Origin of the sequence: Gordonia insulae (assembly GCF_003855095.1) — a bacterium.
GTDB classification, from domain to species: domain Bacteria; phylum Actinomycetota; class Actinomycetes; order Mycobacteriales; family Mycobacteriaceae; genus Gordonia; species Gordonia insulae.
Genome location: NZ_CP033972.1, coordinates 2706034 through 2729641, shown reverse-complemented (window position 1 = coordinate 2729641; position 23608 = coordinate 2706034). Strand labels below are relative to the sequence as shown.

Here is a 23608-nt window from a genome sequence, read left to right as displayed (position 1 = left end):
GGAGGCATCCATGACCACTGCGGAGAAGTCGCAGGAAGACACTGAGATCTACACGTTCCTCGACTCGGACATCCAGCGGGCCAAGGACATCTGCGGCATCTATCACGCCGTCACCCAGCGCGAACAGTTCAGCCGCGCCACCCCCGACGTCATCCGCAACTTCGCGCGGTCCTACGGCGACGACAACCCGCTGTTCGTCGACGAAGATTACGGGCCGGACACCCGGTGGGGAGCGCAGATCGCGCCACCGATGATCAACATCGCGCTGCGCAAAGACCTGCTCGCCGACAAGATGCCGCGCGAGCACCGTCGGCCGGCGTTCCGGGGCATCCACGTGTTCGTGTCGGGCAGTCAGACCGACTGGTACCGGCCGGTTTACGACGGTGACACGGTTTACGCCTTCCACGGGTTCGAGAAGGTGGAGCTCAAGGAGTCGGAGTTCGCGGGTCGTTCGCTGTTCGTCACGCGCATCCACGTGCAGTTCAATCAGCGCGCCGAGGTGGTGCAGGCGCAGCGCGTCCTGACGATCCACACCGAGCGGCACGAGTCGAAGAAGCGCAAGAAGTACGACGCCATCGAGGCGGCCACCTACACGCCCGACGAGATAGCCGCGATCGACGAACTCTATGCCGCGGAGGCTCCGCGCGGGTCGCAGACGAGGTACTGGGACGATGTGCAGGTCGGCGACTCGCTCGGCGACCTGGTCAAGGGGCCGTTGACGGCCACCGACATGATGGTGTTCCACTCCGGCGGTTACGGTTTCGCGCCCTACACACCGTCCGCGGGACGCCTGGGATACAAGAACCGGCAGCGCATCGCGGCCTTCTACATCCCGAACGAGCAAGGTGTGCCCGACGTCGCGCAGCGCATCCACTGGGACAGTGAGTACGCCCGGTCGATCGGTCTGCCGGCCGCCTACGACTACGGCATGATGCGTGACTGCTGGCTGACGCATTACCTCACCGACTGGATGGGCGACGAGGGCTGGATCGAGTCGATGTCGAGCCAGATGCGCAAGTTCAACTACCTCGGTGACACGCACTACTTCACCGGTGAGGTCACCGGCAAGCGTGTCGACGGCGGCCGTCACCTGGTGGACGTGGAGTTCCGGGGCACGAGTCAGCGTGGCGAGGTGACGTGTCCTGCGACGGCGACCATTTCGCTGCCGAGCCGCGAGTCCGGGCTCGCGGTGCTGCCGACACCGCCCGCCGACTGGGAGTTGATCGCCGCCCAGATGCTCAAGCGGCACGGCGAACTGCGCGCCCAGAAGCGTCGTTCCGGTCAGGCCTGACGCAATGGTCGCCACATTCATCAATGAGCGGGTGCCGAGCACTCGAACGCCTGCAGGAGGAACTGTGGATCTGGAGACACTGACCACGGTCATCGCCGAGCTCGATGAGCACGTCCTGACGATCACACTGAACCGCCCGGACCGGATGAACTCGTTCACCAACGAGATGCGCGCCGAGTTCCGCTCGCTGTGGGCCTTCGCGGCCGAGACCGACGACGTCCACGTGATCGTCCTGCGCGCCGCGGGTGACCGGGCCTTCAGCACCGGCATGGACGTCAAGGAGGGCACCTATGTGTCCGACAACGTGTTCAGCCGGCGTGACCCGGGGGCCGATCTGTCGCCAAAGCAGAACGGTTGCTGGAAACCGCTGATCTGCGCTGTCCACGGCCTGGTGGCCGGCGGCGCGCTGTATTGGATCAACGAAGCCGACATCATCATCGCGAGCGACGACGCCCAGTTCTTCGACCCGCATGTTTCCTACGGCCTGGTGGCGGCGCTCGAGCCGATCGGTCTCGCGCACCGCATCCCGATCGGGGAGGTGCTGCGCATGGTTCTCCTGGGGCTGGACGAGCGGATGTCCGCCGAGCGCGCGCATCAGATCGGGCTGGTCACCGAGATCGTGTCGCGCGACACGCTATGGGCTCGTGCCTCCGATCTCGCCGCTCGCATCGCGGCCAAGCCGCCGGCCGCGATTCAGGGCAGTGTGCGGGCGATCTGGGAGTCGAAGGATGCGACGCGATCGCAGGCCCTCGCCACGGGTATGTCGTACACGTCGTTGGGCAATCCGATCGGTAAAGCACAGGTCGTGCGTTCGGAAGTCCCGACGCGTGCGTACGAGGTCCGCTGACATGGATTACGGGATGACCCCGGACCTCGAAGAGTTCCGTCTACAGGTGCGGGCGTTCGTCGCCGAGAACGCACCCGACATCGCCCCCAAAGCGGGCGTACGCAGTGCCGAGAACCCCCACGAACTCGCCGTGTTGAAAGACTGGACACGCAAGCTCTTCGCGGCCGGGTATGTGGGAGGGGCGTGGCCGGAGCGGTTCGGCGGGCGCGGTCCGGCGCACGAGTCCGAGCGCGACGTGGTGATCGGCGAGGAACTCGCGCGGGCACGCACACCGGCGGCGGTCCAGGGCGCGGCCAACCTCGTCTCGAACGCCCTGATCGACTTCGGGACCGAACAGCAGCGCGAGAAGTATCTGCCCGGCATCCGATCCGGTGAACTGATCTTCTGCCAGTTGTTCAGTGAGCCGAACTCGGGCAGTGACCTGGCCTCGTTGCGCACCAAGGCGACCCGGACCGACGCCGCCGGTTATCGCGTGTCAGGCCAGAAAGTCTGGACCACCAACGGCCACTGGGCCGACTACGGCTACCTGCTGGCGCGAACGGATCCCGAAGCACCGAAGCATCGGGGGATCAGCGCGTTCATCGTGGACATGCGGCTGCCGGGCGTTGATGTGCGACCGCTGCGCGAGATGACCGGGACGTCGGACTTCAACGAAGTGTTCCTCGACGACGTCGAGCTCGCCCCCGATGCCCTCATCGGCGAGGAGAATCACGGCTGGGTCATCGCGAACTCCAGTCTCGGACACGAGCGCAGTGGCGTCGGAGCCAACGCGGTTCGCCTGCGGCGCAACGTCGCCGCCCTCGTCGAACTCGCCGGGCGGGTCACGATCGACGGCAGACCCGCGATCGAGGACGGGGCCGTGCTGGAACGTCTCGGCGGACTGTCCGCATCGGTCGAAGCGCTCTCGGCGCTGGTGTACGCCAACATCAGTCGCTGGTCCGGGAAGGCCGAACGGGTGTCGGACGGCCCGATGGCCAAGCTCATGTTCAGTGAGCTCGGGGTCGAGATCGCCCGGCTGGGTGTGGAACTGTGCGGAGAGGCCGGGATTCTCGTCGAGGGTGATCCGCAGGCGGTCGACCACGGCAGGTGGCAGGACGAGTTCCTGTATGCCCGCGCGTACACGATCGCCGGCGGAAGCTCGGAGATCATGCGCAACATCATCGCGGAACGGGGACTCGGTCTGCCGCGCTGACCTGCGTGGCGACGACTTCTCATTCTGCGGAACGAGGAGTGGACATAGTTAACTATGTGATCTACGTTCATTCCAATGCGTCAAACGACGCGATCAGACTCTCGCCCTAGGCGGAACCGGAGGCGGTCAGTGGCCGGAATCAGAGACGGGATCGGCGCGCTGTGGTCGGCCCCCGACAGTGCGGACATGGTTCAGCACGAGGGACAGTGGTCCACGTGGGGGGATGTCCGCGACCTCGTCGAACGCATCGACGAGGCCCTCGTCCGGGTCGGCTGCAGAGAGGGTTCCCGGATCGGCGTGGTGCTCGCGAATCGGGTCGAGTCGATCGCGGCGCTGGTGGCGATCCTGGGCAAGGGGCGCACGATCGTCACCCTCAACCCGATGCAGCCCGCCGCCCGGATCGCGAGCGACCTGCGCAACTCCGACCCGCAGGTCGTCCTCGCCCCGTCGTCACTCTGGGAGGAGGACGAATTCGCGGATGCTGCGTATGAGTCCGGAGTTCTCGGCTTCGCCGTGGACGGTGACCGCGTCGAACAGCGGTGCGGCGGCCCGCGTGTCAGCTTCGTCGACGTCGTCGACCAACGGGATCCGGTCGCGGTCGAGATGTTCACCTCGGGTACCACCGGTCCGCCCAAGCGCGTTCCGCTCACCTGGCGCCAACTCGACGCGGCGATGTCCGCGGTCCACAGCCACACCGGCGCGGCAGGTCGCGAGCGTGAACCTCTCACCGGCCGTGTATCACTGGTTGTTCTGGCGCTGGTGCACATCGGCGGCATGTGGGCCGTCCTGCAGGCACTCACCGAGGCGCGCCCCTTCGTCCTGCTGCCGCGATTCACCGTGGACGGTTGGGTGGGGGCGGTGTCCGAGCACAAGCCGCGCATCGCGAGCCTGCCGCCCGCAGCGATGCGTTCGGTGCTCAGTGCCGACGTGCCGGCCGAGAAACTGGCGAGCCTGCGGGCCGTCACCGCGGGTACCGCGTTCGTCAGCCCGGATCTCGCCGACGAGTTCATCGGCAAGTATCAGATCCCCGTGTTGATCGTCTACGGAGCCACCGAGTTCTCCGGTGCGGTCGCCGGATGGACCAAACCGCTGCACGCGCAGTGGTGGTCGACCAAGCGCCGCAGCGTGGGCCGCCCCTTTCCCGGCGTCGACCTGCGCACCGTCGGCGACGACGGCACGGTGCTCGCGACGGGTGAAACGGGTCGCCTCGAGGTGCGCGCCGGCCAGACCGGCTCGGGTGCCGATGGCTGGTTGCGCACCAGTGACCTCGCGCATCTCGACGCCGACGGCTTTCTCTATATCGACGGCCGCGCCGACGACGCGATCGTGCGTGGTGGATTCAAGGTCCACCCGGAGATCGTGTCCGACGCGCTGCGCGCGCACCCCGCCGTGCTCGACGCCTGCGTGTTCGGTCGGGCCGACGAGCGGCTCGGTCAGGTGCCGGTGGCTGTCGTCGAACTCGTCGACGGGGCTGCGCCGCCCACCGAGGACGACCTCAAGACATTCGTGCGTGGCCAACTGACCGCCTACGAGGTCCCGGTTGTCGTCCACACTGTCGATCAACTTCCGCGCGGCGTGTCACTCAAGGTCGACAGGCGTCGACTGCTCGAGGTCGTCGCAGATCTCGACGCCGCGCGGGTCTGAGCCGATCCGCGCGCACATTCACCCCGAAACATCAAGGAGCACATCATGACCGCGGTCATCGTGGAAGCAGTCCGCACACCCGTCGGCAAGCGTAACGGCGGCCTGTCGACGGTTCACCCCGCCGACCTGTCCGCTGTCGTCCTCAACGCCGTCGTCGAGCGCGCCGGGATCGACCCGTCGGTTGTGGAGGACGTGATCTGGGGATGTGTTCAGCAGGTCGGCGATCAGGCCAACGACATCGCACGCAACGCCGTGATCGCGGCCGGATGGCCCGAGACGGTTCCCGGTGTCACCGTGGACCGCCAGTGCGGGTCGTCGCAACAGGCCCTGAACTTCGCCGTCGCCAGCGTGGAGGCCGGACACTACGACGTCGTCATCGCGGGAGGCGTGGAGTCCATGTCGCGGGTGCCGATGGGGTCGGGCGCCACGTTCCCCGGCTCGCCGTACAGCCCGGCCTACATGGAGCGTTACGACGGGGTCAAGCCCAATCAGGGCATCGGCGCGGAGATGATCGCCGAGCGCTGGGGGCTCTCCCGCTCAGAACTGGACGCCTTTGCGGTGCAGTCACACGAGCGTGCGGCCGCCGCACAGGACGCCGGGTTCTTCGACCTGCAGATCGTTCCGGTCAAGACACCGGACGGTGAGGTGATCACCCGCGACGAGGGTATCCGTCGGGGCAGCTCGCAGGAGTCGCTCGCGAAGCTCAAGACCGTGTTCAAGGAGGACGGTGTCATTCACGCGGGCAACGCCTCCCAGATCTCCGACGGTGCGTCCGCACTGCTCATCATGAGCGAACAGGCCGCCGCCCGACACGGCGTGCGTCCCATTGCCAGGATCCACTCGCTCACGGTGGTGGGCGATGATCCGGTCACGATGCTGACCGCGCCGATCCCGGCCACCAAGAAGGTGCTCGACAAGTCGGGCCTGTCTCTCGAGGACATCGGTGTGTTCGAGGTGAACGAGGCGTTCGCCAGCGTCCCCCTCGCGTGGCTCAAGGACATCGGTGCCGACCCGGCAAAGGTCAACCCCAACGGCGGTGCGATCGCGCTGGGGCATCCGCTCGGCGGGTCCGGTGGGCGAATCCTCACCGACATGATCCATCACATGCGTGCCAACGGCCTGCGCTACGGACTGCAGACGATGTGCGAGGGCGGCGGACAGGCCAACGCGACCATTCTCGAACTCGTCGATGCCGGCTGATCGATCCGATGACGTGCGAATCGAAGAGGAAGTGGGACAAACGATGACGACAACGAACGAATCGGCAGTGCTCGTCGAGCGCACGGGCAACATCATGCTGATCACGATCAATCGTCCGGCCGCGCGCAACGCGGTGAACTCGGCGGTGAGTGCGGGCATCGGCGGAGCACTCGACGAGGCCGCCGCCGACCCGGAAGTGCGGGCGATCGTCCTGACCGGCGCCGGCGACAAGTCGTTCTGCGCCGGGGCGGATCTCAAGGCGATCTCGCGCGGCGAATCGGTTTACGCTCCGGAGCACAAGGACTGGGGTTTCGCCGGCTTCGTGAACAAGTACACCGACAAGCCCACGATTGCCGCAGTGAACGGTACTGCACTCGGCGGCGGCACCGAGCTCGCGATGGCTGCCGATCTGATCGTTGCGGCGGAGAATGCCACGTTCGGCCTGCCCGAGGTCAAACGAGGACTGATCGCAGGGGCGGGTGGTGTGTTCCGCCTCCCGGCTCAGATGCCACAGCGTCTCGCGATGGAAATGATCTTCACCGGCGACCCCATCTCCGCGGCTCGGGCACTCGATGTCGGTCTGATCAACCAGGTTGTCCCGGAAGGCAAGGTCCTCGAAGCCGCGATCGACCTCGCTGCGCGGGTGGCGGTCAATGCGCCGCTGTCGGTACAGGCGAGCAAGCGTGTCGCCTATGGCGTGGTGGACGGCGTGCATGTCGCCGAGGCCGATCGGTGGGATCTGTCCCGGGCGGAATGGGACCTGCTGGCAACGAGCGAAGACGCCAAGGAGGGGCCGCGCGCGTTCGCGGAGAAGCGTCAGCCGGTCTGGCAGGCGCGCTGAGCCGGACGCTCAGGCTGACGATCTCGGTCCGGGTCGCGGTGTTTCATCCCGCTACCCGGACCGCATCATTTCGGTCAGGCACCGAGTTCGGACAGAACCTCGCTGAGCCAGGCGACAGCGGTCGTCGCCGCCTCGGTATGTCCGGCAACGTCGATGTTCGGACCGCTGAGTTCCAGATCGAAGACGCCCTCGTATCCGGCGTCGAGGATCTCGGCCACGATGTGCCGAAGTGGAATATCGCCGCCACCCGGGACATCTCGGCACGGCAGGGCGCGAATGCCCGGCGTCATGTCGCTGATTTGGACATGCGAGATGTGTTCGATGTTCTTGCGGATGTCCTCGAGCAGCTCGGCCTCGGTCCAGACGTGGAAGAGGTCCAGACACACCCCGATTCCGGTCCGGGCGCCCAGCAGAAGCGCGTCGTGGAAGCTGTGGACGAAATTGAGGTCGGCGTAGAGCCAGTTCGTGGGCTCGACGGCAACCCGGATGCCCTTGCTGGTGGCGTAGTCGATCACGCCGACGGCCGCGTCGGCATATGCGGAGACGTTCGCATCCCAGTCGGGCAACACGCGTCGTCCGGTCAGGGTGTACACCGTGCTTGCGCCGACGGTCACGGCCTGGTCGATGTCGGTGCGTGCGCGGGCGAGTTGATCGTCGATGTCGGCGCCCGGCGTGAGGTCGAATCGCAGTAGGGCCGTGGTGGTGCCGATACGGACACCGTGTCGACGGCCGGCCTCGGCCACCAGGCCCGCACCGCTGTCGAGGATCTTCCCGGACGTGAGGGATGTGGTCGATGCACCCAGCCGGGCGACCGCCTCGATCGACTCGATTGCGGTCGCCGTCGGGAAGCACAGTCCGCTCACCGATACGCGCGGATGCGGCCGGTCCACCGCGGTACGGGTCACTGGCGCTTCGTTGTTCATGTCCGGCCTCCTGAACTGGTGGTGTTGTTCGCCTGCGTTCGATGGTCAGCGGTGGCAACCGCGTGCGCGGGTCTCCCGGAGTTCGTCGGCGGCCTGTAAGACCTCCCGCGCGCCGGCGACCGCTTGGCGGGCACACTCGGACACCGGCGTATCCGCTGCGAGCAGCGAGCGCATCGGTGCCTCGACGCCGATGACCGGGACCGGGGGCAGCGCAGCGATCATCTCCACCAGGGGCATTTCGCCCGCGCCGGGAACCCGGCGGTCGCTCGAGTCGTCCCGATAGACCGGATTGCGTTGTGCAAGTGTGTCGTCGCTGAGTTGGATGTACCCGACCCACTCGGGTTCGAGCATCAACAGATCATCGGGACCGTTGCCGGAGCGCGCAGCGTGCATGGTGTCGACGAGCAATGCGAAATCCGGGCGACCGACATGAGCGACGGCCTGCAAAGCGGTTGGCAGGTCCGTCACGGTCAATGACTTCGCGAACTCCATCGTCGTGGTCATCCCGCGGTCGGACGCCATCTCGGTAAAGATGGCGAACTGATCAAAACTGCGTGGCAGATCCGGATCCATCGTCACGGTGTTCACGCGGGTCACACCCAACTCCGCCATGACGTCGAGTGCCGCTGCTTCGTCACGCAATTCGTATGCGGGGCGGACGACGAAACCCTCGCCCAGGGAGATCGTGACATCCCGGTCTCGCAGCGCCGCAATGAACTGTTGCCGCAGGGCGGTGTCGTCGAGCATGGAGAAGGCGGGGTGGTGGTAGATGCCGCCGCCGGTGACCTTCATGGAGATGTGGTGGCAGTCGAGGTCGGCGGCGAGGTGGACGAATTCCACGGGCGGCAGGCCCAGCACGGTCTGGTATTCGATCCCGAGTTCGCTCATCGTCTCTCCGTTGCGGCTGGTCGTTTCATCGAATCCGGTGTCCGTGCGCTGGAGCCGGCAAGTGCTCGGTCGGGAATGCCACCGGCACAGAGGATCTGATCCTCGACAAGATCTGAGGAGAGCACCTCTCCGAGGAGGCCGAGATCTGTGCCGGAGCGCTCGGCGATCTGACGGACCACCGCGACGTCTTTGCTCATCAGCTCGGCCAGTCGGCTACCGATGTGCTCCACGCCGATCCAGGCGACGCTGTTGAGGGCGCGGCTGTCCCCGCTGCCGTGCTGGACGGCCGACAGGATGTCGGACTCGCTGATACCGACGGCATCGGCGAGTCGAACCGCGTCGACGGCCAGACCGACCTGTGCCACGAAGAGTGCATTGTTGACCAGCTTGACCCGTTGGCCGTCACCCACCGACCCGACGTGGAGCACCGGCGACGCGTAGGCCGCCAATGCCGGCCGCACGGTATCGAGTACAGCGGCGTCGCCACCGACCCAGAGAGTGAGTTGCCCCTCTTCGATATCCCGGGGGCCACCGGAGACCGCGGCGTCCACGACATGCACCCCGCGCGCCGCACCGGAGTCGGCCAGCAGAACAACAGTGTCGGGGTCGCAGGTGGTGTGCGCGACGAGTGCCGCTCCGGTCTTCATTGCGGCGAGCGCACCGTCGGCGCCGAGCATCGCATCCTGAACCTGCTCGTCGTTCAGCACCATGCTGATGACGACGTCGGCATCCTGAACGGTCTCGCCGATCGTGTCGGCGGTGACCCACCCCTTGGACTGCGCGGCAGCCAAGGCTTCCGGGCGCCGAGTGAGAACCGTGACCCCATGGCCCGCCGCGATCAACCGTTCGACAGTGGGTGCGCCCATTCTGCCTGCGCCGATGAACCCGATCCTCATGCGGAGACCAAACGGCGGCGGTGGTGGCTGACGGACCCGTCGAGGAGTTCGTCCACCTTGATCCGGCGGAGGAACAGATGGACATCGTGTTCCCAGGTGAAGCCGATCCCGCCGTGGACCTGAAGCGCGGTTTGGGCGATCGTCCGGGTGGCTTCTCCGGCGAAGGCCGCGCCTGCGGCGACGGCACGGGTGCGTGCCTGCGTGTCAGAGCCGTCGAGAGACACTGCGGCAGCCCACAGGGCGGCGCGCGACGCCTCGACCGCGAGCGCCATGTCGGCGCAATGATGTTTGATCGCTTGGAAACTCCCGATCACGCGATCGAATTGCGTTCGCTGACCGGCGTAGTCGACGGTCTGGTCGAGGAGCCGTGCGGCTGCTCCCAGCGCATCGACGGCACGGTAGGTGGCGAGTTGATCACGCAGGCGCGCCACGGTCCCGGCCGGCGCGGGTGACCAGGCCGTCGCGTCGAGGTCCAGGTCGATGTCGACGACCGACCATGCCCTGGTCAGGTCGAGCGTGTCGAGAGCTCGAATCGAGGTGGATTCGACCGGGACCACAACGGCGACGTCCACGTCGTCCTGGGTTGTCGCCACCACGAGGAGTTGAGCTGCATCCGGTAATCCGGTGGCGGGCGCAGTCGTCCCGCGCAGCCGGAGCCGGGTCCCGTCGATCTGCGCGGACAGCGACGGGGAGGTGAGCGAATCGAGCACCGGTAGGGTCAGCGTCTCACCAGAAGCGGCCTCGGAGAGTTCGTGGTGGTCAATGCGTTCGAGGATCTCGCAGGTGGTGGCGAGTTCGGCGACCGGTACCGCGCTGCCCGCGCGCCCGTGCTCCTCGCAGAGCACGAGCAGGTCGACGTGACAGCCTCCCATCTCGGCGGTCAGCAGACCGAGGAGTCCGGATTCGGCGACGTGAGCGAGCGCCTTCGGTGAGATCCGTGCCTGGCCGTCATCGATCGTCGGGCGGCGATAGAGCAGTGGATCGTTCTTGACCAACCAGCCTTGTTCGGCGTCGGCGAGAGCTGTCTGCTCCTCGCTCAGGGCGAAATCCATGACACTCCTTGCGGATCGAAACGATTGACGTAGTTAACCACGTCAACTATCTTGCGGTCTAGGTGTCCGCGGCGCGGTCGTGAAGGTGCCGCTCATCGTGAGCTTCGAAATGATTGGGGAACAACGCCGATGGACTCGCTGCGAGTCGAGCGAAACGATGGTGTCGTGACGGTGGTCATGTCGCGCCCGGAGAAGAAGAATGCCATCGACGTGCCGATGTGGCACGAATTGGCGGATACCTTTCTCGCGATCGAGCGGGCGGGTACCGACCGGGTCATGGTGCTCACCGGCGACGGCGGGGACTTCTGCTCGGGGTCTGATCTCGCCGGTATGAAGGGCGACGACAAACTCGCGTTCATGGCCGATGTCAGTGAAGCGGCACGCGCGTTGCACGCCTTGACGATCCCGACCATCGCCAAGGTCGACGGCGTCGCGGTGGGAGCGGGGTGGAACCTGGCCCTGGGCTGTGACCTCGTGGTGGCGACCGATCGAGCACGGTTCTCGGAGATCTTCGTGCGTCGCGCATTGTCGCTGGACGCGGGCGGATCCTGGCTGCTGCCCAAGTTGGTAGGTCTGCAGAAGGCGAAGGAGATCGCGTTCTTCGGCGACATCTACTCGGCGCGGGAGGCCGCCGATCTCGGGTTGGTGACCAAGGTAGTGGCTCCTGAGGAGATCGACGAGAATGTCGCGACGATGGCCACACGATTGGCCGCGGGACCCGCGCGTGCCCTCTCGCTGACGAAACGGCTTCTGGACGCATCTGTCGAAGGAGGAAGCCTCGAGCAAGCGCTGCGCGCCGAGTCCAGCGCTCAGGTCAACAACATCGGCGGTCCGGATGCGGCCGAGGCAAAGGCGGCCTTCTTGGAGAAGCGACAGCCGGTGTTCGGCCGCGGAAACCTCTCGAACGCTTCGAGCTGAGGGCGGTGAGGCGAACCTCCGCGACGCTGCGCCGACGGTCGCGGAGGCTCGCTCGGTATCGGTCATCGCACACCGCTCAGCGAGCAACCCACCCGGCGTCGTGCCAGTAGGTCTCGAGCTTCGACATCGGTTCCGGCCAGGTTTCCACGTAGGTGACCCCTTCGGGTCCCGCGGTCATCAGGTACGGCGTGCCGGCTCGGCTGATCCAGAACTCACCCGGGCCTACGGTTCGGCTGCCCTCCTCGCCGTTCTCGCCCCACGCGACATGGAACTCACCTTCGAACACGATGATCAGTTCGTCGACGTTGTGGTGATGCCTCGGAACCGCGAACCCGGGCGCGCACCGGAGGCCGTTCAGATTGAATGCCGGGTCGATCTTCGACGCGACCCACATCTGTCCGGCGAACGTCTTCTCCATGTCGACCGGTGCGTCCTGGAGGGTCCCACCCGCCGCCCACAGGTACGCGGGGAAGGACTGGTCCACGGTCATGTCTCGCCAACCATCAGTGGACAGCAGTTCGATCAATTCGGTTGCCATCGGGCGAGTATGTCGTCCGCAAGCCTTGTCGCGCACAGGAATATTCCGTTCACCGGAACCCCGGACCACGCGTGCTGACCGTGTCCCATCGTGCGGAATGAGTGAGGGACACGCTGTCGTCACGGGGCCTACGGTGCAGGGATGACACTGGTATTCGGCAATCTCACCGACGGCCTGGACTGGGTTCAGATGGGATTGGATCAACAGGACAATCCCAGCTACTTCTGGAATGACGGTGGACTTCTCAAAGACGCTCCCGTCAATTTTCGTGCGACATTCGAGGATCACATGTTCGTGACCACGAAGCCGATCGAAATGCGTCGGTTCAATCGCAATCCGTTGCGCGTGACACCGGGATTCACTGTTCCACGCCATCACCACAACGTGGACGAAATGCTCTTTGTTCTCCAGGGCGAATACCACATCGAGCATTACGACAACGACGAGCCCGAGACGGTCACGGTGCGTCCAGGGCAGGTGTTCGTCAGCCGCGCCGGGACCGCGTACACGATGACCGCCGGTGACGAGGGCGTCACCTATATCGAGACCTGGCCGCGGCCGGTGGCCGAGTTGGAGACCTACTGGCACGACTTCGGTTGGGCGGTCCGGCGATGAGCGCGGTGCTGACCCACGACGCCACGCGGCGCACCCTCGATACCGACAAGGGCGTCCTGCACTATCACGAGGCCGGTGACGGTCCGCCTCTCCTGCTCCTGCACGGCTCCGGGCCGGGCGTCAGCGGCTGGAGCAATTACCAGGGGAATCTCCCCGCCTTCGCCGAACATTTCCGAACCCTCATCCTGGACTTCCCCGGGTTCGGGAAGAGCTATTCGTGCGACGAGAACCCGATGCTGACCGCGCTGCCGTCGGTGCTGGACTTCCTCGACGGGATGGGTCTCGGCGAGGTTGCGGTGGTCGGAAACTCGATGGGCGGCAACGTCGCATCGCGTCTTGCCGCGACCCATTCCGACCGGGTCAAGCGACTGGTCACGATCGGCGGCATCGGTACTCCCGTCTTCAGCGCGTCGCCACCCGAGGGCATCAAGCTCCTCGTGCAATTCGTCGACGATCCGACGCGCGAGAACCTGATGGCATGGATGGAATCCATGGTCTACGACCCGGCGCTCCTGACCGGGGAGTTCGTGGAGAGTCGGTGGCAGACCGCCTCGGATCCTGCAGCGCTGGCGGATGTTCGGCGATTGTTCAATGCCGGATCGCTCGCCGGCATGCGGGTGCGCAACGGCGCCGCGGTGGTCAATCAGATCGAGACGCTGACGAAGATCGCTGCACCCACTCTCCTCACGTGGGGACGCGATGACCGGGTGACGCCGCTGGACAGTTCGCTCATGCCCATGCGGTTGATCCCGAACTGTGAACTGCACGTGTTCCACAACTGCGGGCACTGGGCGATGATCGAGCGCAAGGACGAGTTCGAGAAGACGGTGATCCCGTATCTTCTCCGCGATGTCCGGGGTTAGTTCCCTGTCGGTCGCGGCCCGGTCGTCGTGGCCGGAGGGTCGGGGCGTGCTCACCCGCGCTGTCTGTCTCACCTGCGGATACGGCCGATTCCACCGAGCGGAATCGACGCTTCTGCCGGTCGGCAAGGCGCAATAGGCTCGGTTCCACCGGGCCAGGAATGAAGCGGACGGAGCCGCCGGGCCGACTTGTCACGCGTCCACCGGCGCATATGCGTCGGTGGACACACGAATCCTTTACAGACTTGGAGGTCGGCTGATGGCCGATACCGTCACCACGGACATTCTCATCGTCGGTGCAGGACCCGTAGGACTGTTCGGCGCGTACACCGCGGGCTTCCGCGGTCTGTCCACAGTGCTCGTCGACTCGCTTCCGCAGTGCGGCGGTCAGATCGCCGCACTGTATCCGGAGAAGGAGATCCGCGACATCGCCGGCGTTCCCGCTGCACGGGGCCGTGAGGTGGTAGCGGCGCTCAAGACCCAAGCCGATGCCTTCGAGCCGACGTATCTGTTGGGACGGGAAGCGCTGACCATGGAGCACTCCGCCGAAGGTCGGCCGGTTGTCACGCTGTCGGACGGCACCATCGTCGACGCCGGCGCGGTGATCGTGACCGCGGGCATCGGAACATTCACTCCGCGAACACTTCCGGCCGGCGAGGAGTTCCTCGACCGGGGTCTGAGCTATTTCGTGCCGAATCCCGACGAGCACACCGGACGAGACGTGCTGGTCGTCGGCGGCGGTGACAGCGCCGTCGACTGGGCTCTGGCGTTGCGGAAGATCGCTCGATCGGTCACCGTCGTCCATCGGCGCAGCACTTTCCGTGCACATGCGGCGAGTGTCCAGGAACTGAAGACGAGCGACGTGGAGATCATCACCGACGCGCAAGTCGCTGCGCTGCACGGAAACGGCACCATCTCCCAGGCACACGTCCGTGTCGACGGTCAGGACGATCACCGGGTTCTGGAGGTCGACTCGGTGATCGCCGCACTCGGATTCATCAGCAATCTCGGACCACTGACCAAGTGGGGTATGGAACTCGATCGCCGAACGATCGTCGTGGACACCCGGATGCAGACCAACGTTCCGCGGGTGTATGCGGCAGGCGACATCACCTCGTACACCGGCAAGGTGCGGCTGATGTCGGTCGGATTCGGCGAAGTCGCGACGGCGGTCAACAACGCAGCCGTCGTCCTCGACCCTGAGCTGACGCTGTTCCCCGGCCACTCCACCGACGGCTGAGCGGGACTGCCAGGGCATAGTGCCGGCGACTCCCGGGAATCATCGCAGTAAGTAGGTGACTAGGTATACTATGACAGCTATGATGTAGATCTCAGCCGCGCGAGGTGCGCATCCCCATCACACAACACACACCGGCGCTTGGTCGGCAACGGCGAGGCACAAGGCGCAGCCGCCCACCAGAAATAAGCAAGGAACTCAAACGATGAGCGATTCTCAGTACCGAATGTTGATCGACGGCGAACTGGTCGAAGCGACCGGCGGGAGCGTCTACGACAACATCAATCCGGCGACCGAAGAGGTCCTCGGAACAGCCCCGAACGCGGGTGTCGACGATGTGGAGCGCGCGATCCACGCGGCCCGTCGCGCATTCGACACCACGACGTGGTCAACCGACGTCGAGTTCCGCCGCACGTGCCTGATCCAACTGCAGGACGTGCTGCGTAAGAACACCGAAGAGCTGCGGCCGATTCTGATCGCCGAGGCCGGCCTGCCCTACGAGCTGACCAAGCAGGTCGGTCTGGACGGCTGCATCGAGATGATCGGGCACTACATCGACCTCCTCGAGCACTACGAGTTCGAAGAGGTCATCACGCCCAACGCGGGCGATGAAGGCGCGCACCGTATCATCCGCCGCGAGGCCGCCGGCGTCGTCGCCGCGATCACGCCCTGGAACTATCCGGTCTTCCTCGCGCTGGGCAAGCTGGCACCGACGCTCGCCGCGGGCTGCACCGTGATCCTCAAACCGGCTCCGGACACTCCGTGGAGCACGCTGGAGATCGGCCGACTCCTGAACGAGCACACAGACATTCCGGCCGGCGTCGTCAACATCGTGACCACCGACGACAACGAGGTCGCGTCGCTGCTGACCACCCACCCCGAGGTCGACGCCATCACCTTCACCGGCTCGACGGCCACCGGCCGCCGGATCATGGCGGCCGCCGCGCCCACGGTCAAGCGACTTCAACTCGAACTCGGTGGCAAATCGGCCGCGATCGTGCTCGACGACGCCGACTTCGCCTCCGCCATCCCGTTCATCGTGGGCACCACCATGAGTCATGCCGGTCAGGGCTGCGGCATCTATTCGCGCCTGCTGGTGCCGCGGGATCGCCAGGAGGAGGCCATCGCGATCGCCGAGGCGACCATGAAGATGATTCCCTGGGGCGATCCGACCGAGCCGAACAACTACATGGGGCCATTGGCCAATAAGAAGCAGTACGACTCCGTGCTCCGCTACTACGCGCAAGCCGCGGACGCCGGCCGGGTGATCACCGGCGGTAAGGCCAGCGATCGCTTCGAGAAGGGTTACTACGTCGAGCCGACGATCGTCGCGGACGCGGACTCCAAGTCCGTGGTGGCACAGGAAGAGATCTTCGGGCCGCTGCTGTGCATCATTCCGTTCGACAGCGACGACGAGGCGATCGCCATCTCCAACGACACCGTCTACGGACTGGCCGGCGGCGTGTGGAGCGCAGATCCGGAGCGCGCACGAAAGGTCGCAGAGGGCATGCGGGCCGGCGCCATCCAGATCAACGATCAGATGTGGAACCACCAGACCGCACCGTTCGGCGGGTACAAGCAGAGCGGTATCGGTCGTGAGTGGGGCGTCGAGGGTCTCGAGGACATGCTCCAGGTCAAGTCGATCGCACGTCCGGCCTGACCGTTCCGCGGTTCGGTCCACACGTCAAACACGTTGAACAACAACACATAACACGTACAGCAAGGAGAACATCATGGGTAGGGTCGAAGGTAAGGTCGCGTTCATCACCGGTGCAGCCCGCGGACAGGGGCGTAGCCACGCGGTACGTCTTGCCGAAGAGGGCGCTGACATCATCGCGATCGACATCTGCAAGGACGTTCCGTCCAACACTTACGCGATGTCGCGTCCTGAGGATCTCAAGGAGACCGCCCGCCTGGTGGAGGCCCACGGGCGCCGCATCATCACCGTGGAGGCTGACGTCCGGGTGGAACAGGAGCTCGCGGATGCGGTGGCCGGCGGGGTCGAGGAGTTCGGTCGACTTGACATCGTCGTCGCCAACGCGGGCATCTGTCCGATGCTCAGCGACGCCGGCATGCAGGGCTGGATCGACGTCATCGGCATCAATCTCATGGGCGCCCAGAACGCCATCCACGTGGCGCTCCCCTATCTGAAGGAGGGCGCGTCGATCATCGCGACCGGATCGACGGCAGCACTCATGCCATCCGGCGGCGTGGAGAACCCCGGTGCAGACCCGGGCGGCGCAGGCTACCCCGTCGCCAAGCAGTTGCTCACCCACTACATGAACGAGCTGGCTCGCGTGGTCGCACCGCAGATGATCCGGGCCAACGTGGTTCACCCCACCAACGTCAATACCGCGATGCTCCAGAGCGATGCGATGGCCAAGATCTTCCGCCCGGACCTGGAGGACCCGAAGATGGAGGACGCGCGCGACGCGTTCACCGTCCAGCAGTCGATGCCGGTTCCGTGGGTCGATCCCGTCGACATCAGCAACGCTGTGGTCTACCTGGCATCGGATGAGTCCCGCTATGTCACGGGCACTCAGATGCGCGTCGATGCAGGCGGATACCTGAAGTGGTACCCGTTCCATGTCTGAGTCCACGATCAAGAGTTCATCGACGAAAGGGGTCGAGATGAAGGTCGAAGTTGACGAGCATGCGTGCCAAGGGCACACGTTGTGCGCAATGGTCGCGCCCGATCTGTTCACCCTCAGGGACGAAGACGGTCACAGCGAGGCGAACAACGGCGGCGAGGTCCCCCGCGGCCTGGAACAGGCGGCGAACTCGGCGATCAGTTCATGTCCCGAGCGCGCGATCAGAATGATTGAGGACTGATTCTCATGGATGACGTGAACACAGTGACAACCGATGGTGCCGCCAAGACCGAAGAGCTCAAGAAGTGCCCGATCGACTTCGAGCGACACGGTCCCGGTTTCCGCGAGGGGTTCGTCGATCAGACGCATGAGTTGCACGCGAAGTGCCCCATCGCATGGACCGGGTCGTACGAAGATCACTGGGTCGTGAGCGGGATGGATCAGGTCTTCGCGGTTGCTCGGCGGCCCGAGGTGACCAACTTCCGCGATGCCGACGGCAGCGTGAACGGATACAAGGGAATCTCCATCCCGGCATACGATTACGGGCCGTACGACACCCCGTCCTTCCTCGAGCTGGATCCGCCGGAACAGACCGATTTCCGAAAGGTGCTCAACCCCTACATGTCACCTGCGGCGGTGGCTCGATGGGTCCCGATCATCGACGAACTCGTCAACGCCTGCCTGGATGACCACATCGAAAGCGGCAGCATCGATTTCATCGACGATCTGGCCACGGTCGTCCCGGCCATCACCACGATGGGCATGCTGGGACTGCCGCTCGCCGACTGGGACGTCCACAGCGAAGCCCAGCACGCGCTGATGTACACCCCGCCGGGATCGCCGGATCATGAGCGGGTGATGAAGATCGTCATGGCCAGTAGGGCCGCGTTGACAGATGCGGTGCCCGAGGTCCGAGCGAACCCCCGGCCGGGTTTCGTCGACGCACTCCTCAACGCGACCATCGCGGGTCGGGAACTCACCGACCAGGAGATCACGGGCACGTTGATGCTGTTGGTCGGTGGTGGTTTCGACACCACGACCGCGTTGACCGGCCAGTCGCTGCTGTGGCTGTCCCAGCACCCGGACGAGCGAGCGCGCCTCGCAGAGGAGATCGACACGCTGCTCGACCCCGCCACCGAAGAGTTCCTTCGGTACTTCACTCCGGCGGTTGGCGACGCACGTACCTTCAGCGACAACGTCGAGATCGACGGCGTCGAGTTCAAAGAGGGTGAACGCGTGTGGGTCTCGTGGGCGATGGCCAATCGTTCGCCCGACGTGTTCGAGAACCCGGATGAGGTCGACTTCGACCGCACGGGTAACCGGCATGCGGCGTTCGGCCTCGGCATCCACCGGTGTATCGGTTCCAACGTCGCGCGCGTCGTCTTCAAACGGATGATCACCGCGGTGCTCGATCGGATGCCGGACTTCGTGATCGATCCGAACGCGGTTGTGCACTACGAGTCGGTCGGTCAGATCAACGGTCTGGTGAACCTGCCGGCAACCTTCACCGCCGGGGAGCGGCGCGGTCCGGGGCTGACCACGACCATCGAAAGGGCGCAGAAGATCGTCGTCGACGAACAACTGGCCGATCGGGTCACGGCTCGGCGGGGCCGGTAACAGCTGAGTCCGGAGGGGGAACCCAGACCCGGGTGCCCCCTCCGGTTGTCGGTCCTGGATTGGTACACGCAGTGCGACATGAGAGTTGGAGCATGACCGACGAAGAATGGTTCAAGGGGAAGGTCGCGATCGTGACCGGCGGATCGCGGGGGATCGGCCGCGCGGTCGTCGCCGGACTTGCGGAGCGAGGTGCGTCGGTTGTCGTCAATGGGCGCGATGGCGATGTCCTGGACCGTGCCGTGGCGGAGGTCAGGGAGTGCGGCGCGTCTGCCATCGGCGTGCAGGGAGACTTCACCGAGCCCTCGTTCGCGACACGACTCGTGCGTAGCGCGATGGACGAGTTCGAGCGGATCGACTTCATCGTCAACAACGCTGCGGCCAGCTTCTATTCAGGGTCGTTGCTGGGATGTGGGGAAGAAGCGTTCCAGGCCACCCTCCTTGCCAACACCTGGCCCGCGCTGTCGATCATCCAGGAGGCCGCGGCGTTCGGACTCCCCAGTGGATCGGCCGTCGTCAACATCTCGTCGGCCGGCGCGCGCCGCGTCCACGAGGCGGCGGGGGTCTACGCCGCGGGGAAGGCGACGCTCGAGAGTCTCACCTTCACACTGTCCCGCGAACTGGGGCCGCGCGGGGTCACGGTCAACACGATCGAACCGGGCATCATCAAAACCGAACTCGCCGCGTCGATCTGGGAAGGCGAGCGTGGCGTCGCCGAGACTTCTCTGGTGCCCATGCAGCGGCTCGGCGAGACCTCCGACATCGCCGGCGCGGTTCTCTACCTGCTGGGGCCCGCCGCTCGGTGGGTGACCGGGTCGATGCTGCGGGTGGACGGCGGGCGTTTCCATGTCGGCGGCGAGTCGGCCGACAAGATCGGGTGCTTTACCTAGGCATCGTCATCGCAAGACAACGTCCGAGACCGCTCGGACGCCCACAAGATCATCGAGTGAATAGGTTCTGACAGTGACAGTAAGAGTCGGAGTGGTGGGTCTCAGCGCGTCCGGTAGTTGGGCGTCGTACGGTCATCTGCCCGCATTGAGGGCCGCCGAGGGTTTCGAGATCACCGCCGTGGCAACCAGTTCCGCCGAGACGGCGCAAGCGGCGGCCGAAGCGTACGGGGTGCCGAGGGCGTTCGCGAGCATCGAAGAGCTCGCCCGATGTGACGACGTGGATCTCGTGGTGGTCGCAGTCAAGGTGCCCGAGCACCGCGACCTCGTGCTCAAGGCATTGGGATCGGGGAAGCCGGTCTTGTGCGAATGGCCGCTCGCCAATGGCGTTGCCGAAGCGGAGGAGTTGGTGCGTGCCGCCGAGGGCGCCGACGTCTTCGTCGGTTTTCAGGGGACAGCGGCTCCCGCCGTGCGCTATCTGCGCGATCTGATCGCCGATGGCTTCGTGGGCGATGTCGTCTCGACCAGCCTGCTCGCGACGTCGGGTCCCTGGGGCGGGCCGGTCGGCAATCGTACCGCGTACCTGCTGGACAAGTCGCACGGCGCGACGCTTCTCTCGATCGTCTTCGGGCATCTCGTGGACTCATTCTCTTTCGTCCTCGACGATTTCGTGGAGGTCAGTGCGACCACTGCGGTCCGCCACCCCGAGGTCCTCAACACCGATACCGGCGAATCCGTCACGGCGACTGCCGCCGACGAGATCGCGGTGTCGGGCACCCTGGCCGACGGCGCGGTGGCCTCGATCCACCTTCGCGGTGCCAACAGCCACTCCACCAAGTTGCTGTGGGAGATCGTCGGCACGGACGGATTCCTTCGGATCGAAGGGAATGGCGGGACGCTGTCGAATCCGTTGACGATCACCGGAGCTCAGGGTGACGAGGAACTGCACGAACTCCCGTTGCCGGAGGGCTACGACCATCACCCGGATCTCGCGGGTTCGCCGGCACACGCCGTCGCGCACGAGTACGACCGTATCCGCGTACAGCTCGAAGGCGGCGCAGATCAGGCGCCCGACTTCGTGCACGCTCTCCGGCGCCACGAATTGCTCGACGCCATCGAGCGGGCAGCCCAGAGCGGTTCGAGGCAGGGCGTCGGCGCCCCGTCGGCCGTGCGGTGACCACGGTGGACGTACTCGACGAGCTGCGTGACGTCGAGTCCATCAAGCGCCTGCGCGCACGGGTCGCTCGCTGCCTCGACACGAAGCAGTGGTCGGAGTTCGGCGACTGCTTCACCGAGGATGCCGTCTTGGAGGCGCCGGAGGTGAATCTCCGCTGGCAGGGCCGGGATCAGATCGTGCAGGGAATCAGTTCCGGTATGAACGGCGTGCGCAGCGTGCACCATCTGCACGCCCCGGAGATCGAGCTCACCGGGGTCGACACGGCGACCGGCGTGTGGGCGATGTCGGACAGTCTCGAACGGACTTCCCCCGACGGTCCCGTGATCGTCAACGGGTACGGGCACTACCGCGACACCTACGTCCGCGACGGTGGCCGGTGGCGCGTCCGGTCGTTGCGGTTGGAACGTCTGCGCATCGACACATAGTTTCGAACACGACCAAGCGGCGGTCGTCAGAGCGATGCTCTGGCGACCGCCGCTTCGTGTTGTGGGCGTGTCTCGGACGTCAAGGGGTGTCGAACGACAGCGCGCGCTCCTCGAAGACCCATTGCTCACTGTCGGTCTGCACCAGCACATCCTCGTACGTGCCGACGAGCTCGATGATCCACGCATGGTCGCGAGAATTGACCCACAACAACGTGCTGGTCGCCAGTGCGCGCCCATCGTCTCGGCGGGTGACGACGGTGTCGACCACCACGTGGCGCTGCGGGTGGTCTGCCATCAGCGGTGCGTAGAGCGCCCGCAGCGCCGTATGTCCGACCGCCGGCTCCATCTGCGGCAGCGCCGAGCGTCCTTCGGGTGCGAACAGCCCGATCAGTTCGTCGAGTCGACCGCTGTCGAGTGCGCGCGTGTATGCGGCGATCGTATGGCGGACACCAATGGTGACAACAGGATCCGCGAGTGTGAGTTGAGCGGTCTCGCTCATGATGCCTCCGGCAGGGTGATTGACAGTTGTGCTGTGCGCGAGCTGCGGCTTTTACACCGGCGCCATGCGGATGGCGCCGTCGATGCGGATGGTCTCGCCGTTGATCATCGCGTTGTCCACGATGGCCAGCGCCAGCTTTGCGTACTCGGATGGGTCGCCGAGTCGGCTCGGGTGGGGGACCTGGGAGGACAGCGACTCACGGACCTTCTCGGACAGGCCCCCGAGGATCGGTGTCTCGAAAGTGCCCGGCGCGATGGTCACGACCCGGATCAATTTGCGTGCGAGGTCGCGCGCGGCCACGATCGTGAGCCCTGCGACGCCCGCCTTCGCAGACGAGTAAGCGGCCTGGCCGATCTGTCCCTCGAACGCGGCGACCGAGGCGGTCATGATGATCACGCCACGTTCGCCGTCGACGGCGTCATTCTTGGCCATCCGCGTCGCCGCCAGGCTGGCGACCGTGAACGTGCCGACCAGGTTGGTGTCGATGACCTGCTTGTACAACTCGAGGTCACCCGGCGTGCCGTCCTTGTTCACCAGACGTACCTTGCCGCCGCGGCCGGCGCAGTGGACAACCGCACGCAACGGTGAGATCGCTTCTGCTGCAGCGAGCCCCGCATCCACCGAGGCCGGGTCGCGGACGTCGGCGGGGACGAAGGTGGCCAGTTCACCGAGCTCTGCGGCGACTGCGGCACCGTTGGACGACGGCAGATCGATGAGGACCGTCGGAACCCCGCGCGCGATGAATGCCTCCGCGGTGGCTCTGCCGAGGCCGGACGCGCCCCCGGTGACTGCGGCTGAGGCGTGCGTGAGATCCATGGATGGTGCCCTTTCCCTGCTGCTTATGCGGACGATGAGACCCGCGCTAGGTTATAACCTAGTTATATAGGTAATATTTGTCTAGAAGTGCTGGGGGAGTCCCGGCTGCGGTGTGGAAGGAATCGAGATCATGGATGAGGTCGACACCGGCCTACTGGTTCTGCGGGTCTGTCTCGGTCTGGTGATGGCCGCGCACGGTTATGCAAAGGTGTTCCGCGGGGGGCGGATACCGGGGACGGCGAGGTGGTTCGACAGCATCGGCATGCGGCCCGGTGGAGCCAACGCCTGGCTCGCGGCCGGCACGGAACTCGCAGCCGGCCTTTCGTTGGCGTTCGGGCTCTTGACTCCGTTCGCCGCGGCCGCGTTCGTCTCGCTGATGTTCGTCGCGGCCTGGACCGTGCACCGTGGAAAGGGCTTCTTCATCGTGTCGGACGGCTGGGAGTACAACCTGGTCCTGGCGGCGGGCGCGGTCGCAGTTGCGATCACCGGACCCGGTGCAGCAAGCCTCGATCACCTGCTGTTCGGGGAGACCGTCCTCGATGGCTGGGTCGGCGGTCTCATCGCGCTCGCGGGCGGCCTGGCCGCCGCGGCGGTGCTGCTCGCGGTCGCCTATCGGCCGACACCTGCTCGGGTGCCCGCCGAATCAGAGGCCTGAGC

General features: G+C 65.6%; 25 protein-coding genes. 18 read left to right on the top strand and 7 right to left on the bottom strand.

Annotated features, from left to right (window positions below; translation table 11 throughout):
• Positions 1–10 precede the first annotated feature (10 nt).
• The 6 genes from D7316_RS12430 to D7316_RS12405 all read left to right on the top strand — a co-directional run bounded on the left by D7316_RS12430 (position 11) and on the right by D7316_RS12405 (position 7015).
• On the top strand, positions 11–1291 hold the full coding sequence (locus D7316_RS12430; RefSeq protein WP_124708523.1) for an FAS1-like dehydratase domain-containing protein: 1281 nt from the start codon (positions 11–13) through the stop codon (positions 1289–1291).
• A gap of 64 nt (positions 1292–1355) precedes the next feature.
• Positions 1356–2138, top strand: a complete 783-nt coding sequence (locus tag D7316_RS12425) for an enoyl-CoA hydratase/isomerase family protein (protein WP_232016886.1) — start codon at positions 1356–1358, stop codon at positions 2136–2138.
• A 1-nt stretch (position 2139) separates the two neighbouring features.
• Positions 2140–3330 (top strand): acyl-CoA dehydrogenase family protein, encoded by a 1191-nt coding sequence (locus D7316_RS12420; protein ID WP_124708521.1) that lies wholly within the window; start codon positions 2140–2142, stop codon positions 3328–3330.
• Positions 3331–3459: 129 nt separating this feature from the next.
• Positions 3460–4974, top strand: a complete 1515-nt coding sequence (locus tag D7316_RS12415) for a class I adenylate-forming enzyme family protein (RefSeq protein WP_197718229.1) — start codon at positions 3460–3462, stop codon at positions 4972–4974.
• Between the two features lie 42 nt (positions 4975–5016).
• The gene (locus D7316_RS12410; protein WP_197718355.1) at positions 5017–6174 is read left to right on the top strand and encodes a thiolase family protein; all 1158 of its coding nucleotides are present in this window, start codon (positions 5017–5019) and stop codon (positions 6172–6174) included.
• 43 nt (positions 6175–6217) lie between these two features.
• Positions 6218–7015, top strand: a complete 798-nt coding sequence (locus D7316_RS12405) for a crotonase/enoyl-CoA hydratase family protein (RefSeq protein WP_124708518.1) — start codon at positions 6218–6220, stop codon at positions 7013–7015.
• A 74-nt stretch (positions 7016–7089) separates the two neighbouring features.
• On the opposite strand, the gene D7316_RS12400 is transcribed toward D7316_RS12405, so the two are convergent.
• Genes D7316_RS12400 through D7316_RS12385 form a run of 4 tightly spaced genes read right to left on the bottom strand, consistent with a single transcriptional unit; the run spans position 7090 to position 10774 of the window.
• The gene (locus D7316_RS12400; RefSeq protein ID WP_124708517.1) at positions 7090–7938 is read right to left on the bottom strand and encodes a sugar phosphate isomerase/epimerase family protein; all 849 of its coding nucleotides are present in this window, start codon (positions 7936–7938) and stop codon (positions 7090–7092) included.
• A 45-nt stretch (positions 7939–7983) separates the two neighbouring features.
• Positions 7984–8826 (bottom strand): sugar phosphate isomerase/epimerase family protein, encoded by an 843-nt coding sequence (locus D7316_RS12395; RefSeq protein ID WP_124708516.1) that lies wholly within the window; start codon positions 8824–8826, stop codon positions 7984–7986.
• Positions 8823–9722 (bottom strand): NAD(P)-dependent oxidoreductase, encoded by a 900-nt coding sequence (locus tag D7316_RS12390; protein ID WP_124708515.1) that lies wholly within the window; start codon positions 9720–9722, stop codon positions 8823–8825. The genes D7316_RS12395 and D7316_RS12390 overlap by 4 nt, the downstream gene beginning before the upstream one ends.
• Complete coding sequence (locus D7316_RS12385) at positions 9719–10774, bottom strand: acyl-CoA dehydrogenase family protein (protein ID WP_124708514.1); 1056 nt, start codon at positions 10772–10774, stop codon at positions 9719–9721. The genes D7316_RS12390 and D7316_RS12385 overlap by 4 nt, the downstream gene beginning before the upstream one ends.
• 129 nt (positions 10775–10903) lie before the next feature.
• Between D7316_RS12385 and D7316_RS12380 the strand changes: the two genes are divergently transcribed.
• Positions 10904–11692, top strand: a complete 789-nt coding sequence (locus D7316_RS12380) for an enoyl-CoA hydratase/isomerase family protein (RefSeq protein ID WP_124708513.1) — start codon at positions 10904–10906, stop codon at positions 11690–11692.
• A gap of 76 nt (positions 11693–11768) precedes the next feature.
• On the opposite strand, the gene D7316_RS12375 is transcribed toward D7316_RS12380, so the two are convergent.
• Positions 11769–12230, bottom strand: coding sequence for a cupin domain-containing protein (locus D7316_RS12375; RefSeq protein WP_124708512.1), 462 nt, complete (start codon positions 12228–12230; stop codon positions 11769–11771).
• Positions 12231–12371: 141 nt separating this feature from the next.
• Between D7316_RS12375 and D7316_RS12370 the strand changes: the two genes are divergently transcribed.
• The 10 genes from D7316_RS12370 to D7316_RS12325 all read left to right on the top strand — a co-directional run bounded on the left by D7316_RS12370 (position 12372) and on the right by D7316_RS12325 (position 21636).
• Positions 12372–12845 (top strand): cupin domain-containing protein, encoded by a 474-nt coding sequence (locus D7316_RS12370; protein WP_197718228.1) that lies wholly within the window; start codon positions 12372–12374, stop codon positions 12843–12845.
• Complete coding sequence (locus D7316_RS12365) at positions 12842–13708, top strand: alpha/beta fold hydrolase (protein WP_124708511.1); 867 nt, start codon at positions 12842–12844, stop codon at positions 13706–13708. Before D7316_RS12370 ends, D7316_RS12365 begins: the two co-directional genes overlap by 4 nt.
• Positions 13709–13964: 256 nt before the next feature.
• Positions 13965–14945 (top strand): NAD(P)/FAD-dependent oxidoreductase, encoded by a 981-nt coding sequence (locus tag D7316_RS12360; protein WP_124708510.1) that lies wholly within the window; start codon positions 13965–13967, stop codon positions 14943–14945.
• A 202-nt stretch (positions 14946–15147) separates the two neighbouring features.
• On the top strand, positions 15148–16602 hold the full coding sequence (locus D7316_RS12355) for an aldehyde dehydrogenase family protein (protein ID WP_124708509.1): 1455 nt from the start codon (positions 15148–15150) through the stop codon (positions 16600–16602).
• 73 nt (positions 16603–16675) lie between these two features.
• Positions 16676–17536: a mycofactocin-coupled SDR family oxidoreductase gene (locus tag D7316_RS12350; protein WP_124708508.1), complete on the top strand. Its 861-nt coding sequence runs from the start codon at positions 16676–16678 to the stop codon at positions 17534–17536.
• A 37-nt stretch (positions 17537–17573) separates the two neighbouring features.
• Entirely contained in the window at positions 17574–17774 is a 201-nt protein-coding gene (locus tag D7316_RS12345) for a ferredoxin (RefSeq protein WP_124708507.1), read from the top strand.
• Between the two features lie 5 nt (positions 17775–17779).
• Complete coding sequence (locus tag D7316_RS12340) at positions 17780–19150, top strand: cytochrome P450 (RefSeq protein WP_164473780.1); 1371 nt, start codon at positions 17780–17782, stop codon at positions 19148–19150.
• Positions 19151–19242: 92 nt separating this feature from the next.
• Positions 19243–20037: an SDR family NAD(P)-dependent oxidoreductase gene (locus D7316_RS12335; RefSeq protein WP_124708506.1), complete on the top strand. Its 795-nt coding sequence runs from the start codon at positions 19243–19245 to the stop codon at positions 20035–20037.
• A gap of 73 nt (positions 20038–20110) precedes the next feature.
• Positions 20111–21211: a Gfo/Idh/MocA family protein gene (locus D7316_RS12330; protein ID WP_197718227.1), complete on the top strand. Its 1101-nt coding sequence runs from the start codon at positions 20111–20113 to the stop codon at positions 21209–21211.
• Between the two features lie 5 nt (positions 21212–21216).
• Positions 21217–21636, top strand: a complete 420-nt coding sequence (locus D7316_RS12325) for a nuclear transport factor 2 family protein (RefSeq protein ID WP_164473779.1) — start codon at positions 21217–21219, stop codon at positions 21634–21636.
• 79 nt (positions 21637–21715) lie between these two features.
• Here D7316_RS12325 and D7316_RS12320 read toward each other — a convergent pair whose 3' ends face one another.
• Together D7316_RS12320 and D7316_RS12315 are read right to left on the bottom strand one after the other, a co-directional pair.
• Positions 21716–22135, bottom strand: a complete 420-nt coding sequence (locus D7316_RS12320; protein ID WP_124708503.1) for a nuclear transport factor 2 family protein — start codon at positions 22133–22135, stop codon at positions 21716–21718.
• A gap of 51 nt (positions 22136–22186) precedes the next feature.
• Positions 22187–22951 carry an SDR family NAD(P)-dependent oxidoreductase gene (locus tag D7316_RS12315; protein WP_124708502.1) on the bottom strand — a complete coding sequence of 255 codons (765 nt, stop codon included), beginning with the start codon at positions 22949–22951 and terminating at the stop codon, positions 22187–22189.
• A 130-nt stretch (positions 22952–23081) separates the two neighbouring features.
• Between D7316_RS12315 and D7316_RS12310 the strand changes: the two genes are divergently transcribed.
• Positions 23082–23606 (top strand): DoxX family protein, encoded by a 525-nt coding sequence (locus D7316_RS12310; protein ID WP_124708501.1) that lies wholly within the window; start codon positions 23082–23084, stop codon positions 23604–23606.
• Positions 23607–23608 lie beyond the last annotated feature (2 nt).

Excerpts from the sequence above, each read along its gene's own strand:
- D7316_RS12430 (WP_124708523.1), top strand. The coding sequence starts at position 11 with ATGACCACTGCGGAGAAGTCGCAGGAAGACACTGAGATCTACACGTTC.
- D7316_RS12420 (WP_124708521.1), top strand. The coding sequence starts at position 2,140 with ATGGATTACGGGATGACCCCGGACCTCGAAGAGTTCCGTCTACAGGTG.
- D7316_RS12405 (WP_124708518.1), top strand. The coding sequence starts at position 6,218 with ATGACGACAACGAACGAATCGGCAGTGCTCGTCGAGCGCACGGGCAAC.
- D7316_RS12400 (WP_124708517.1), bottom strand. The coding sequence starts at position 7,938 with ATGAACAACGAAGCGCCAGTGACCCGTACCGCGGTGGACCGGCCGCAT.
- D7316_RS12395 (WP_124708516.1), bottom strand. The coding sequence starts at position 8,826 with ATGAGCGAACTCGGGATCGAATACCAGACCGTGCTGGGCCTGCCGCCC.
- D7316_RS12390 (WP_124708515.1), bottom strand. The coding sequence starts at position 9,722 with ATGAGGATCGGGTTCATCGGCGCAGGCAGAATGGGCGCACCCACTGTC.
- D7316_RS12385 (WP_124708514.1), bottom strand. The coding sequence starts at position 10,774 with ATGGATTTCGCCCTGAGCGAGGAGCAGACAGCTCTCGCCGACGCCGAA.
- D7316_RS12380 (WP_124708513.1), top strand. The coding sequence starts at position 10,904 with ATGGACTCGCTGCGAGTCGAGCGAAACGATGGTGTCGTGACGGTGGTC.
- D7316_RS12375 (WP_124708512.1), bottom strand. The coding sequence starts at position 12,230 with ATGGCAACCGAATTGATCGAACTGCTGTCCACTGATGGTTGGCGAGAC.
- D7316_RS12370 (WP_197718228.1), top strand. The coding sequence starts at position 12,372 with ATGACACTGGTATTCGGCAATCTCACCGACGGCCTGGACTGGGTTCAG.
- D7316_RS12365 (WP_124708511.1), top strand. The coding sequence starts at position 12,842 with ATGAGCGCGGTGCTGACCCACGACGCCACGCGGCGCACCCTCGATACC.
- D7316_RS12360 (WP_124708510.1), top strand. The coding sequence starts at position 13,965 with ATGGCCGATACCGTCACCACGGACATTCTCATCGTCGGTGCAGGACCC.
- D7316_RS12355 (WP_124708509.1), top strand. The coding sequence starts at position 15,148 with ATGAGCGATTCTCAGTACCGAATGTTGATCGACGGCGAACTGGTCGAA.
- D7316_RS12350 (WP_124708508.1), top strand. The coding sequence starts at position 16,676 with ATGGGTAGGGTCGAAGGTAAGGTCGCGTTCATCACCGGTGCAGCCCGC.
- D7316_RS12345 (WP_124708507.1), top strand. The coding sequence starts at position 17,574 with ATGAAGGTCGAAGTTGACGAGCATGCGTGCCAAGGGCACACGTTGTGC.
- D7316_RS12340 (WP_164473780.1), top strand. The coding sequence starts at position 17,780 with ATGGATGACGTGAACACAGTGACAACCGATGGTGCCGCCAAGACCGAA.
- D7316_RS12335 (WP_124708506.1), top strand. The coding sequence starts at position 19,243 with ATGACCGACGAAGAATGGTTCAAGGGGAAGGTCGCGATCGTGACCGGC.
- D7316_RS12320 (WP_124708503.1), bottom strand. The coding sequence starts at position 22,135 with ATGAGCGAGACCGCTCAACTCACACTCGCGGATCCTGTTGTCACCATT.
- D7316_RS12315 (WP_124708502.1), bottom strand. The coding sequence starts at position 22,951 with ATGGATCTCACGCACGCCTCAGCCGCAGTCACCGGGGGCGCGTCCGGC.
- D7316_RS12310 (WP_124708501.1), top strand. The coding sequence starts at position 23,082 with ATGGATGAGGTCGACACCGGCCTACTGGTTCTGCGGGTCTGTCTCGGT.